The 13,100-nt window shown below is 67.1% G+C and carries 10 protein-coding genes; 9 read left to right on the top strand and 1 reads right to left on the bottom strand.

What is annotated here, in order from left to right:
- The first annotated feature begins 17 nt into the window (after positions 1–17).
- The 7 genes from OG225_RS22775 (at position 18) to OG225_RS22745 (ending at position 9,417) form a co-directional block, all read left to right on the top strand.
- Positions 18–1,529 (top strand): flavin-containing monooxygenase, encoded by a 1,512-nt coding sequence (locus tag OG225_RS22775; protein ID WP_405177181.1) that lies wholly within the window; start codon positions 18–20, stop codon positions 1,527–1,529.
- A gap of 168 nt (positions 1,530–1,697) precedes the next feature.
- On the top strand, positions 1,698–2,090 hold the full coding sequence (yajC, locus tag OG225_RS22770; protein ID WP_405177180.1) for a preprotein translocase subunit YajC: 393 nt from the start codon (positions 1,698–1,700) through the stop codon (positions 2,088–2,090).
- 172 nt (positions 2,091–2,262) lie between these two features.
- Positions 2,263–4,062 carry a protein translocase subunit SecD gene (secD, locus tag OG225_RS22765; protein ID WP_405177179.1) on the top strand — a complete coding sequence of 600 codons (1,800 nt, stop codon included), beginning with the start codon at positions 2,263–2,265 and terminating at the stop codon, positions 4,060–4,062.
- Positions 4,059–5,261 carry a protein translocase subunit SecF gene (secF, locus tag OG225_RS22760; RefSeq protein ID WP_405177178.1) on the top strand — a complete coding sequence of 401 codons (1,203 nt, stop codon included), beginning with the start codon at positions 4,059–4,061 and terminating at the stop codon, positions 5,259–5,261. The genes secD and secF overlap by 4 nt, the downstream gene beginning before the upstream one ends.
- Before the next feature lie 28 nt (positions 5,262–5,289).
- On the top strand, positions 5,290–6,996 hold the full coding sequence (locus OG225_RS22755; RefSeq protein WP_405177177.1) for an ABC transporter substrate-binding protein: 1,707 nt from the start codon (positions 5,290–5,292) through the stop codon (positions 6,994–6,996).
- Between the two features lie 37 nt (positions 6,997–7,033).
- Positions 7,034–7,606, top strand: coding sequence for an adenine phosphoribosyltransferase (locus tag OG225_RS22750; protein WP_405177176.1), 573 nt, complete (start codon positions 7,034–7,036; stop codon positions 7,604–7,606).
- A 233-nt stretch (positions 7,607–7,839) separates the two neighbouring features.
- Positions 7,840–9,417, top strand: a complete 1,578-nt coding sequence (locus OG225_RS22745) for an ABC-F family ATP-binding cassette domain-containing protein (RefSeq protein WP_405177175.1) — start codon at positions 7,840–7,842, stop codon at positions 9,415–9,417.
- 9 nt (positions 9,418–9,426) lie between these two features.
- On the opposite strand, the gene OG225_RS22740 is transcribed toward OG225_RS22745, so the two are convergent.
- Positions 9,427–10,170 (bottom strand): hypothetical protein, encoded by a 744-nt coding sequence (locus OG225_RS22740; RefSeq protein WP_405177174.1) that lies wholly within the window; start codon positions 10,168–10,170, stop codon positions 9,427–9,429.
- Positions 10,171–10,566: 396 nt separating this feature from the next.
- Here OG225_RS22740 and OG225_RS22735 point away from each other — a divergent pair, with 396 nt between their 5' ends.
- Both OG225_RS22735 and OG225_RS22730 read left to right on the top strand, forming a co-directional pair.
- Positions 10,567–11,514, top strand: a complete 948-nt coding sequence (locus tag OG225_RS22735) for a hypothetical protein (RefSeq protein ID WP_405177173.1) — start codon at positions 10,567–10,569, stop codon at positions 11,512–11,514.
- Positions 11,511–12,773 (top strand): adenylosuccinate synthetase, encoded by a 1,263-nt coding sequence (locus OG225_RS22730; protein WP_405177172.1) that lies wholly within the window; start codon positions 11,511–11,513, stop codon positions 12,771–12,773. The genes OG225_RS22735 and OG225_RS22730 overlap by 4 nt, the downstream gene beginning before the upstream one ends.
- Positions 12,774–13,100: the final 327 nt, after the last annotated feature.

The raw sequence follows: 13,100 nt of genomic DNA, 5'->3' as shown, positions 1-13,100 counted from the left end.
ACCTTTGGAGGTTCGACGTGGCACCTCGGTACGACGCGGTCGTGGTCGGTGCGGGGTTCGGCGGTATGGGCGCGGGCATCCAGCTCGACCGGCTCGGCCTGAGCGATTACGTGATCCTGGAACGCGAGAACGATCTCGGCGGTACCTGGCACGTCAATCACTACCCGGGTCTGGCCGTCGACATCGCCTCGGTCACCTATTCGTATTCCTTCGAGCCCAACCCGTACTGGTCGCGCCTGTTCGCGCCGGGCGCGGAACTCAAGAAATACGCCGCGCACGTCGCGGACAAATACGGCCTGCGCAGGCGGATGCGCTTCGGCGTCGTCGTCGACGGCGCCCGCTGGGACGCCGATCAGGATCAGTGGGTGGTCACGCTGGCCGGCGGCGAGACCGTCACGGGCCGCTATCTGCTCACCGCGACCGGCTTCCTGTCCCAGCCCTACACCCCGCCCTTCCCCGGCATCGGGTCCTTCGCGGGCAAGATCATCCACACCACCGCGTGGGAGGACGATTTCGATCTCGCCGGGCGCAAGGCGGCCGTCATCGGCACCGGCGCGACAGCGGTCCAGCTGGTTCCCGAGGCCGCGGCGAGGGTCGCCGAGCTGACCGTCTTCCAGCGCACACCGATCTGGGTGGTCCCGAAGGTCGATGTGGCCATCCCGGCCCCGGTGCAGAAGTTGTTCGCCAGGGTGCCCGCCGCGCAGAAGGTGGCGCGGATGGTCAACACCTCCCTGCTCGAGGCGGTGATGGTCCTAGGCGTGCTGCATTTCGAACGGGCAAGACCGTTGAACCGGGCGGCGGGACTGCTGGCCAAGGCGCATCTGCGGGTGCAGGTGCGCGACAAGGAGATTCGCAGGAAACTCACGCCGCACTATGACTTCGGCTGCAAGCGGCCGACGTTCTCGAATTCCTACTTCGCCGTGTTCAACCGGCCCGATGTGCGGCTCGAGACCGATTCCATCGACCACATCGAGGTGGACGGGATCGTCACCGCCGACGGGCGCAAGACCGAGATCGACACCTTGATCCTGGCCACCGGCTTCGACCTGTGGGACGTGAACTTCCCGGCCATCGAGATCATCGGCCGTGACGGGCGCGACCTCGGAAAGTGGTGGCGCGACAACCGCTTCCAGGCCTACGAGGGCATCACCGTGCCCGAGTTCCCGAATTTCCTCAGCCTGAACAGTCCGTATTCCTACAGCGGCCTGTCCTACTTCACCACCATCGAGGCCCAGATGAAGCATATGGGCCGGTTACTGGGCGAGATGCGCCGTCGCGGGGCGAAGACCTTCGAGGTCACCGAGGCGGCCAACGCCAGATTCCTCGCCGAGGTCACCGAACGCCTCGGATCCTCGGTCTTCTACGCGGGCGATTGCTCCACCGCCCGCAGTTACTACTTCAACCCGCACGGCGAGGCGGCGCTGCTGCGCCCCAACAGCACCGTCAGCACCCATCGTCGCGCGGTCGGGTTCCCGCTGGAGGATTACACCTTCGGATTCGGCGCCGAGACGCCGTCGCGTTCCGCCTGAGATCGTCCGAGCGCACCGGCGGAATCGGCGCGCCGGGGTGCCCGCCGAGCCGCGTGCGCTCGACCAGCGGGATGTCGAGGGTGTGCGGGTGTGGCGTCGGTGACACGAACTGGCAGACTGTGTGAGTACCTGCCCATCCCCACCGATAACTAGGGACTGACTTCGACGATGGAACTCCTGTTTCCGCTGCTGCTGGTAGCCCTGCTCGTGCCGATGTTCCTCGGCGTCCGCCGTCAGAAGCGGGAGGCCGAGAAGGTCTCGACGATGCAGGAAAGCCTCAAGATCGGCGACTCGGTCACCACGACGTCGGGTTTGTACGGAACCGTCATCGACCTGGATGACGAGACCATCGATCTGGAGATCGCCGAAGACGTCGTCACCACCTGGCTGCGCGCGGCCGTCCGCGATGTGCGCACCGCGGAGACGACCGACGAGACCGGCGCCGACGAAGCGATCTCCGCGAAGTCCGGTACCGACGAGTCCGGTGCCGACGACGGCGACGAGATCCCGGCCGTCGAGGAGTCCGCCACGCAGACCGAGACCCGGCTGACCAAGGACTAGATCGCCCGTCCCGGTGCGTTCGCGCCGGTACGTCGCCGTGCGGGTGCCGTGCCCGCAGGCAGCGCGGGGCGTGTCCGCCGCCGTCGCTCGATGTTCCGGCGGGTGGCCGATCGCGAGTTCGACGCGCGCCCGCTTGTTCCACCCTCGACTTCCCGCCTAGGAGATACGTACTGTGCCACCTTCTCAGGGATCGGCGCATCCGCTCCGGTTGCTCGGCGTCTACGCCGCGTTGCTGGCCGTGATCTATGCGCTGGTGTTCTTCACCGGTGACAACTCCCCGACACCCAAACTCGGTATCGACCTGCAGGGTGGAACCCGGGTGACGTTGACGGCCCGCACGCCCGACGGCAGCAAGCCGAGCCAGGACAGCCTGCGCAAGGCCCAGGACATCATCGAGAGCCGCGTCAACGGCCTCGGCGTGTCCGGCTCGGAAGTCCTGATCGACGGCGACAACCTGGTGATCACGGTGCCGGGCGACGACAGTCAGCAGGCCAGGTCGCTCGCGACCACCGCCAAGCTGTACATCCGCCCCGTCCTCGACGCCAAGCAGACGGTGAACGGGAAGATCGCGACCGGAACGGCGGGTACCGGCACCGGCACACCGCAGCTTCCCGCCACGCTGCCCACCGACCCCGCCGCGCCCCCGGCGACCGACGTGCCTCCGCCGCCCGCGGGCGATGTGCCCGCGCCCCCGGCGGGCGATGTGCTCGCCCCGCCCGCTGCCGAGCCCCCGGCCGTCGCGGAAGCCCCCGGCGCCGACGTCCCGGCCCCGCAGCCGCGTGTGTTCCCCGCGCAGGCGCCCACCTCGCCGCCCGCGCCTCCCGGCAACGGCAACCTGACCACCCAGGAACAGGCGCAGAAGGAGATCGCCGACGCCAGGGCGACCAGGCAGAGCACAGATCCCACCGTGCAGCAGGCCGCCATGCTCGCGATCGACTGCGCCAAGCCCGACCCGCTGGCCGGTAACGACGATCCGACATTGCCGCTGGTCACCTGCTCGATTCCCGGTGCGGAGAATCCCGAGGTCTACCTGCTCGGTCCCAGCCGCATCGACGGCCAGGAGATCAAGGACGCGAGTGCGGGCCTGAACTCGCAGCAGGCCCGGCACGAGGTCAACCTGGAGTTCAAATCCGGCGGTAGCGATGCTTGGGCGGCGCTGACCGGCGAGATGGTCAACAAGCGGGTCGCCTTCGTCCTCGACTCGCGGGTCGTCTCGGCTCCCGTCGTGCAGCAGGGCCCGCAGCAGGGTGGTCGCACCACCATCTCCGGCAGTTTCACCGCGGCCAGTTCCAAGGAACTCGCCAACACCCTGAAGTACGGCTCGCTGCCCCTGTCGTTCCAGACCTCGGAAGCGGAGACGGTCTCGGCGACGCTGGGTCTGTCCTCGCTGCGCGCGGGTCTGCTCGCGGGCGCGATCGGCCTGGCGGTGGTGCTGCTGTACTGCCTGGCCTACTACCGCATGCTCGGTTTCCTCGCCGGGTTCTCGCTGATCGCGGCGGGCTTCGCGGTGTACGGGATCATCGTGCTACTCGGGCGATGGATCGGATTCACCCTGGACCTGGCCGGTATCGCGGGTCTGATCATCGGTATCGGTCTGACCGCCGACTCCTTCGTCGTGTTCTTCGAACGCATCAAGGACGAGATGCGCGAAGGCCGCAGCTTCCGTTCGGCGGTGCCGCGCGGCTGGGCGCGGGCCCAGCGCACCAACCTCTCCGGTAAGACCGTGAGCCTCATTGCCTCGGTGGTGCTCTACATTCTCGCCGCGGGTCAGGTGAAGGGTTTCGCGTTCACCCTCGGTATCACCACCGTGCTCGACGTGATCGTGCTCTACCTGGTCACCGCACCGCTGATGATGCTTGCCTCGCGTTCGCCGTGGTGGTCCAAGCCCTCGGTGAACGGACTCGGCGCGATGCAACAGATAGCCAGGGAACGCGGCGCGGGCGGCGTTCCGGTGAAGGAGACTTCCCGATGAGCACTCCCACCCTGGACAGGTTCGACGACGAGCCGCAGCGTGATCACGCGCCCCAGCACAGCATCTTCGAGCGCCTCTACACCGGCACCGGCGGTTTCGAGATCGTCGGTAGGCGGCGTTTCTACTACGCGCTGAGCGCGGCGTTCGTCGTGATCTCGTTGCTGAGCATCGCGGTTCGCGGGTTCACCCTCGGCATCGATTTCGAGGGCGGCTCGCGGATCCAGCTGCCTGCCGCCGAGAACGTCACCACGCAGAAGGCCGAAGACGTCTATTCCGCGACCTTCGGCCACGACCCGGTCTCGGTGCAGAAGGTCGGCTCCGGCGCCGCGGCGACGATCCAGATCCGCTCGGACACGCTGGACCTCACGGAGTCCGAACAGTTGCAGAACGCGCTGTTCACGACATTCCAGCCCAAGGATTCCTCCGGGACGGTGAGCCGCAACGCGATCAGCATCGCGGAGATCAGCGAGACCTGGGGTAGTCAGATCACCCGTCAGGCGCTGATCGCGCTGCTGGTGTTCGTCGCGCTGACGATGATCTACATCGCGATCCGATTCGAACGCGATATGTCGATCGCGGCGATCACCTCGCTGTTCTTCAACCTGATAGTCACCGCGGGCGTCTATTCGCTGGTCGGATTCGAGGTGACCCCGGCGGCGGTGATCGGCCTGCTCACGATTCTGGGCTACGTGCTCTACGACAACGTCGTGGTGTTCGACAAGGTCGAGGAGAACACCAGGGGCGTCCTGCACCTGACCAAACGCACCTACGGCGAACAGGCGAACCTGGCCGCGAATCAGACGCTGATGCGCTCGATCAACACCACGATCATCGGTATCCTGCCGATCATCGGCATGCTGGTCATCGCGGTGTGGCTGCTCGGCGTCGGCACCCTGAAGGATCTGGCGCTCGTCCAGCTGGTCGGCATGATCGTCGGCGCCTACTCGTCGATCTTCTTCGCCGTGCCGGTGCTCGTCTCGATCAAGGAACGGTTCGGTCCGGTGGCGGCGCACACCAGGAAGGTGCTCGCCCGGCGTTCGGGCGCGGCCTCCGAGCGTGCCCGTCTGGAAGCGGAGCGTCGCGCGGTCGCCGCGACCGGCGGCAGGAAGACTCCCGAGGAAATCCGTCGGGAGTCCGACGATTACTCGCCGCGCCCGGGTGCGCGTCCTAGCGGAAAACGGAACAAACGAAGGCACTGACAACCACACGGTAGGGAGTTTCGTTTCTATGCGACCTCGTCCCGGCGCAGTGTTGCGTCTGCTCGGAGTGGTTGGCGCGGGAGTCTTGGCCGTCGGTTCGGTGGTCGGCTGCTCCGGTGAGAACCAGGTGTCCTCCATCGGCTATGCCATCGATGTGCCGATCACCAGCTACAACGGCGGCAGTACCGCCGGGGTGATCGGCGGCGCGCCCGCCGTGTTCGGGCGGGTGCTGACCGGGTTCTTCTATACGGGCCCGGACGGTCAGCAGGTGGCCGACACCGACGCGGGGACCGCGAAGGAGGTGCCGGGGGAGTCGCAGACCATCCAGTACCGGCTCAACCCGGACGGTGTGTACTCCGATGGCGTGCCGACCTCGTGCGACGACCTCGTCCTGGCGTGGGCGGCCCGCAGCGGCCGGTTCGCGCAGGCGGGCGCTCCGATGTTCGACGCGGCGGACACGGCGGGGTACTCCGAGATCGAGCGGGTGGAATGCCAGCCCGGATCGAAGGACGCCACCGTGGTCTTCCGTCCGAATCAGTACTTCGTGCCGTGGCGAACCCTGTTCGCCGCGGGCGAACTGGTGCCCGCGCACGTCGCGGCGCGGGCGGCGAATGTGGCGAATGTGGTTTCCGCGTTGCAGACCGGTGATTCCGGGGCCGTCACGCGGTTGGCCGAATTCTGGAACACCGGCTGGACCCTCGGCGCCGACGCGGATCTGTCGAAGTTCCCCTCCTCAGGTCCTTACCGGATCGAATCCTTCAGTGCCGAAGACGGTGTGGTGCTGGTCGCCAACGAGCGTTGGTGGGGCAACAAGGCCGAGACCGGCCGGATCGTGGTGTTCGGCAAAGCCGCCGATCTGAAGTCCAAGGTCGACGAAAAATCGGTCGGTGTGCTCGATATCGGCGCGGATTCGGTGCGGGAGCTGGGCACAGGCGGATTCTCGGCGAAGACGGTCCCCGGCCGCGGCGCCGAACAGTTGCTGCTGTCCAATTCGGGCGTCTTCGGCTCGGTGGGGGCACGGCGGGCGTTCGCGCTGTGCGTTCCGCGTCAGGCGTTGTTCGACGAACTCGGCAAGGTGGACGACGCGCCCAAGTCGGGACTCGGTTCGGGACCGCTCAATTCACGCACGGTGCAGCAGGATTCGCTGTTCTACGCACCGGCCACCGGCGCGGCCGACCGGTACAAGACCACCGATATCCCTGGTGCGACCAGCGGTTTCGCTTCCGCTCGCGTACCCGCGCCGACCGTCCGCATCGGCTATCTCGGACCGGACGATCGACGGGCGCGCACCGTGGCGATGATCGCCGAGGCGTGTAAACCGGCCGGTGTCACCGTGACCGACGCCGGTTCCGCCGATTTCACGCCCTCGCGGCTCACCGAGGGTGCGGTCGACGCCGTCCTCGGAAGTACCGCGGTGATGCCGGGTCCGGCAGGTTCCCTGTCGGGAATGACGGCGACCAGCGCGTTGCGCACCGATAGCGGACTCAATTTCGGGCGATTCGGGAACGGCCGCTACGATGCGATCACCGATCAGCTTGCGGCCGATGATAACTCGACCGTCCAGTTGAATCTGCTGACCGAGAGCGAGAACCTGCTGTGGTCGGAGATGCCGAGCATCCCCCTGTTCGCCACTCCGCGCACCATCGGCTTCGCGGACGGTCTGCAGAACGGTGTGGCCGGACCCTCGCAAGGTGGTTCCGGCTGGAACATGGACCGCTGGGTGCTGAAGCGGTGACAGGTGCGAATGGGTGAGTGATCATGGAGAGGTGCCGATGAGCAAGCACGCTGCGATCGAATCCGACTACTCGGTCGAAGAGCGAACAGGTCGAGCGGCTGCGCAAGTCGAACGCCTCACCAGGTGGCGTGACGATTTCCCCACTCCCGGTATTCGTTTCGCGGATCTCACCCCGGTTTTCGCCGATCCGCAGGGTTTCCGGGCCGTCATCGATTGCCTCGCGGCGTGCGCTCCCGACGCCGATCTGGTCGCGGGCGTGGACGCGCGCGGCTTCCTGCTCGGCGCGGGTGTCGCGGCCGTTCTCGGCACCGGCGTCCTCGCGGTGCGCAAGGCGGGCAAACTCCCGCCCCCGGTCCTGTCGCGGGAATACACCCTCGAATACGGCACCGCGGGCCTGGAGATTCCCGGCGACGGGGTCGAGCTGGCCGGGCGACGCGTCCTGCTGCTCGACGATGTCCTCGCCACCGGCGGCACCCTCGCCGCCGCGGCCTCGCTCTTCGAACAGGCTGGAGCCGAAATCGCTTCCGCGGCAGTGGTTCTCGAACTCGCCGCGCTCGGCGGACGGGATCAGCAAGGCGATTACCCGGTGACGTCGATCGTCCGGGTCTAGATCGCGTCGATCGATACTCCGTCCCCGGTGCGCACGGCGCACCGGGGACGTCCCGTATCCGGGCCGGTCATCCCGTGTGATCGGAATATCACTGGCGCGCGCCCCGGGTTCGTGTTTACCCTGGACGAGTCCTGCCCCCGCCGATCGGAGTCCGCCGTTGCTCTCATGAGGTAGCGCCTTCGGGCGGCCCGCACACCGCGCGCCGCGATACCGTCGCAACCTCTGGGGTACGCATGAGCACTCTGTCTTTTTCCGATCTCACCTTTTCCTGGCCCGACGGAACCCCCGTCTTCGAGGGGATCGGCGCGGCGCTGGGCCCGGGACATATCGGCCTGGTCGGCGGCAACGGCGCGGGTAAATCGACACTGCTGCGTCTGATCGCGGGCGAATTGCACCCGCTGCGCGGCTCGATCACCACCTCCGGTGCGGTCGGCTACCTGCGCCAGGATCTCGGACTCGCCCCCGGTCTGCGGGTCGACGACGTACTCGGGATCGCCGAGATCCGCACGTCACTGCACCGCATCGAATCCGGATCCGGCGACGAGGGCGATTTCGAGGTCGTCGGCACCGCCTGGGATGTCGAGGAGCGGGCCATCGCGCTGCTCGGACGCCTCGGGCTGCACTATCTCGCCGATTCCGCCGAACATCTGGATCGCACGCTGGAAACGCTGTCCGGCGGGGAAACCGTGCTGCTCGGCCTGGTCGCCGAACTGTTGGCCGAACCCGATGCGCTCCTGCTCGACGAGCCGACCAACAACCTCGATCGGTTCGCGCGAGCGCGGCTCTACGAGGTGGTCGAGCAGTTCTCCGGCACCGTACTGACGGTCAGCCACGATCGTGAACTCCTGGATCGGATGGACACGATCGCGGAACTTCGTCAGGGCGAACTCCGCATGTTCGGCGGCAATTTCACCGTCTACGAACAGATCGTGGCGGCCGAACAGGAGACCGCCCGCGCCGCCATCCGTGATGCCAGAAGCGATGTGCGCAAACAGGCGAGGGAACTCGTCGACACCCGCGTCAAACTGGACCGCAGACAGCGGTACGGCAAGAAGATGTTCGAGAACAAGCGCGAACCCAAGATCGTCATGGGCGCGCGCAAGCGGGCCGCCGAGGTGTCGGCGGGCAAATTGCGCAACAACCACATCGAGAAGCTCGACACCGCCAAGGACCAGCTCCAGCAGGCCGAGGAATTGTTGCGCGACGATCGGGAGATCCGTGTCGAACTGCCGGGAACCCGGCTGTACCCGGGGCAGGACGTCATCGAACTCGACCGGGTACGGCTGAGCTGCGGGCCGGTGGTGTCGCTGCGGGTCAGCGGACCCGAGCGGATCGCGCTGACCGGGCGCAACGGCGTCGGCAAGACCACGTTGCTACGCCGAATCGTCGAGGAACCGCCGAAGGTGGCCTGGCGCATGCTCGCGCAGCGCCTCGATCTCTTCGACGAGCGGCTCTCGGTCTTCGAGAATGTCGCGGCCACGGCACCGCACGCGTCAGCCGAACGGATTCGTGCCCAGCTGGCCCGCTTCCTGTTCCGCGGCGCGGCCGCCGACGTCGCGGCGTCCGCGCTGTCGGGCGGCGAACGGCTGCGGGCGGCCCTGGCGATGATGCTGCTGGCAGATCCCGCGCCGCGGCTGCTGTTACTGGACGAGCCGACCAACAATCTCGATCTGCCGAGCCTGGATCACCTGACCCAGGCGCTGGCGGGATTCGAGGGCGCGCTCATCGTGGTCAGCCACGACGAGCGCTTCCTCGAGGCGATCGAGGTGACCCGGCATCTCGAACTGACCCCCGACGGTCTGGTCGAGTAGTCGCGGCGCTCAGAACTCGCGGACCGGCAGGGCGAGGGTGTCGAACGCGGCTTCGAGGAAATCGTCGGGCAGGCCGCTGCCGGTCCACGTCCAGTCCGCCGGGCTGACGGCCTCGGCGACCTCCTCGACGGCCCAGCCCGCGCGGTCGGGCTCGTCCATCGGGATGCGCAGGGCGATCACCGCCCAGGTGGTCAACTCGTCGATGCCGAGGTACTGCCACCACTCGGCATCGCTCCAACCGAGCCGTTCGGTGGCGTGTTCGGTCCAGGCCGCCCGGTACAGCAGGGTGAGCGCGGTCCGCGGATCGGCGTCGGCGGCGGTGACGGCCGCGCGGACGGTGCGCACCAGGCGCAGTTCCTGGGACCGGGGGTGTCTGGCGAAGAAGCTCAGGTTGTCGCGCAGGGTCGCGCGAAAGGCGCGGCCGCGCCCCAGATTCCAGCGTTCGGGCGGGGCCCAGAGGCGTCCGGGACCATCGCCGAGACCGGCCGTGCGGGCGCGCGTGGCGATATCGCCGAGTACCGCGTCGCGCCAGCCGAGCCCGTAGACGGTCTGCGCGGCGACGATCGCGTGAACCTGTTCGTCGGTCGCGGCGCCGTCGAGCAACTCCGCGTCGCATTCGCCCCAGAGCGCGGCCAACGCCGCGGTCACGGCCTGCCTGCACTGCGTATCGAGTTCGCGTCGGGGAATGTCGGTCCATGGCAGCAACGCCAGGTAGGTCCGGTCCCACAGTTCTCGCACCGCTGAATTGTTCACTACCGCTTCCGTGATGTGGTAATCCGGCGCCAGCGCGCATGAAAAGCGCTGGTACAGGGAATTTTCGAGGGTATCGATCACGCCGGTGTCCGACCCGGTGACTCAGTCCATCAGCGCCGACAGCTTTTTCGGGGCAACCCGGCGATAGCCGTCGCGGACGATGCCGCGGACTTCGTCCCAGTCCGGGACGACGTCGAGCCGCACACCGATCCAGCCGCGGTGCCCGACGTAGGGCGGGACGAGGAAAGACAGATCGCCCTGATGCGGGTCAACGGGTCCACGTCGGCAGTGTAGAGCCGATATCGGCGCCGCGTCGGTGTGCCGCGCGCCGGGTTGTCGTTGACCGATATGTTTTAGTCTATTAAACTAAAACTACTTCACGAGAGGAGTTCAGCTATGGGATACGGACATTGGGACGACACCGCCTACCGGGCGGCCAAGACCTACCGCGCCGGACGGGGGATCGACGACTTCGGCTACACCGCGCAGATGCGGGATCAGCCCTACTCGAGCTGGAAGGCGCATCCGGACCTCGATCCGTTCGGCGCGGGCATCCGCGAGTGCCGGGATTCGGCCGACCACGGCAATTCGCTTCCCATCGCGGTGCTGTTCGACGTCACCGGGTCGATGGGGCAGGTGCCGATCATCATGCAGGACAAACTCGGCAAACTGCACGGCCTGCTGCGGTCCAAGGGATACACCGAGGACCCGCAACTGCTCTTCGGCGCGATCGGTGACGCCGATACCGACCGGGTGCCGCTGCAGATCGGGCAGTTCGAATCCGACAATCGGATGGACGAACAACTGCGCAATATCCTGCTGGAAGGCGGCGGGGGCGGGCAGAAATCCGAAAGCTACGAATTGGCGGCCTATTTCATGGCCACTCATATAGTGACCGACGCGTGGGAGAAGCGTCGCAAACGGGGCTACCTTTTCCTCATCGGTGACGAGCTGAACAAATCCAAGCTGGCGTCCCGGCATATCCGTGCGGTGATCGGTGATCATGTGCGTACCGATGTCTCGGTGGAATCGGTCTATCGGGAACTCGCCGAACGCTGGCATATCTATTACATCCTGCCGAAACAGTCGAACTACTACGACGACCCGGAGATCGCCGCGCACTGGCGGACGCTGCTCGGTCAGAATTTCGTGAAATTGGACGATCCGGCGGCGGTCTGCGAACTCATCGCGCTCACCATCGGATTGGAGGAGGACCGGGTCGACCTGGACACCGGGCTGGCCGATCTGCGCGATATCGGGTCGGTGCGCGAAGCGAGTGCGGTCGGCAAGGCGCTGGGCGCGGACGCGTCGGGGGCCAAGGCACTGCCCGGCGGGTCGAGTTGAGCGGGGTGCGTGACGGGCACGTCATCGTCGTCGACCTCGGATTCGGCGACGCGGGGAAGGGCGCGACCGTCGACTGGCTGTGCTCGCGCGACGGCGGCGCACCGGTGTCGGCGGTCGTGCGATTCAACGGCGGCGCGCAGGCGGCCCACAACGTGATCGCCGAGGGAAGACACCACACCTTCGCGCAGTTCGGATCCGGCACCTTCTCCGACGTGCCGACCCTGCTGTCGCGGCACATGCTGGTCGAGCCCATCGCACTGGCGGGTGAGGCGCGGCAGTTGGCGGCACTCGGTGTGGCCGATCCGTTGCGCCTGGTGCGGATCGACGGTCGCGCCCTGCTCACCACGCCCATCCACATCGCGGCGAACCGTGCGCGCGAGGACGCGAGGGGTTCTTCGCGCCACGGTTCCTGCGGACGCGGTATCGGCGAAACCGCCCGATACGCCATGGAATTCGACGCACCGAGGGTCGAGGACTGCCTTCGCCCCTCGGTGCTGGCCGAGAAGTTGCTGCTGCTGGCCGCGCACTACGGTCCGCTCATCGCGCCCGGCGCGCACCGGTACGAGCCGATCGCGGATCTGGTCGACATGTACCGGGAATTCGTCGCGGCCGTGCGCGTCGTCGGCCCCGGCGAGCTGGCCGCCCTCGCGTCCCGAGGCAGGCTGATCTTCGAGGGCGCCCAAGGCGTACTGCTCGACGAATGGCGCGGTTTCCCTCCGCACACCACCTGGTCGACGGTGGAACCCGCCAACGCGTGCGCCCTCCTGGCCGAGATCGACGCCACGGCGTTCACACTCGGTGTCACCAGGACCTATGCCACCAGGCACGGCGCAGGTCCCTTCCCGACCGAAGATCCCGAGTTGCGCGTTCCCGAACCGCACAACACCCACGGCCCGTACCAGGGATCGTTCCGTCGCGGCCACGCCGACCCCCTGCTGCTGCGCTACGCCGTGGCCGCCTGCGGTGGTGTCGACGGATTGGCCGTCACCCATCTCGACGCCCCGTCGACGGTGCGCGCCGCGACGGCCTACCGCACCGTCGACGGCGTACTCACCGACCTCCCCCCGAGTGCGGGTCGGGACCTGGACCGGCAGCGGCGGCTGACCGACCTGCTGTACGCCGCGGAACCGGTGCTCGCCGAATTGCCCGCCGACCGGGTCGGCTGGTTCCACGAACAGACGGGGGTGCCCGTCGTGCTGACCTCCGACGGTGCGGACCGCGCCGCCCGTGTGGCGACGTCGGCTGTTTCCGTTCGCTGATTTCGGGACGGAATTCTCCGATTGCGAATCCGATGAACGGAATGGTTTCGCGTATTACTGTTCACGGATTTTTCACCCGCCGACGGAGGTAGAATTCCAAAGGCGATTTCCACGAGTTGGCGGCTCGGCTGCACTCCCCGCTGTCGGGCACCGTGTTCGGCACCCTGCGCGCAGCCGCGATAATAAATCAGCCCGAAGAAAGAATGTGCGCAGTGATATCGAGACATGTTCACAAGAACGACCTCGCCACGCGGCTGCGGAGCCCGGCCGAATCCGAACTCCGGATGCGAAACGATCTCGCGTGGCTGAAAGAGGCGATGCGAATCC

The organism is Nocardia sp. NBC_01377 (assembly GCF_045040005.1).
GTDB classification, from domain to species: domain Bacteria; phylum Actinomycetota; class Actinomycetes; order Mycobacteriales; family Mycobacteriaceae; genus Nocardia; species Nocardia noduli.
The sequence above is the reverse complement of the archived record's forward strand: the minus strand, read 5'-3'. Positions and strand labels throughout refer to the sequence as shown.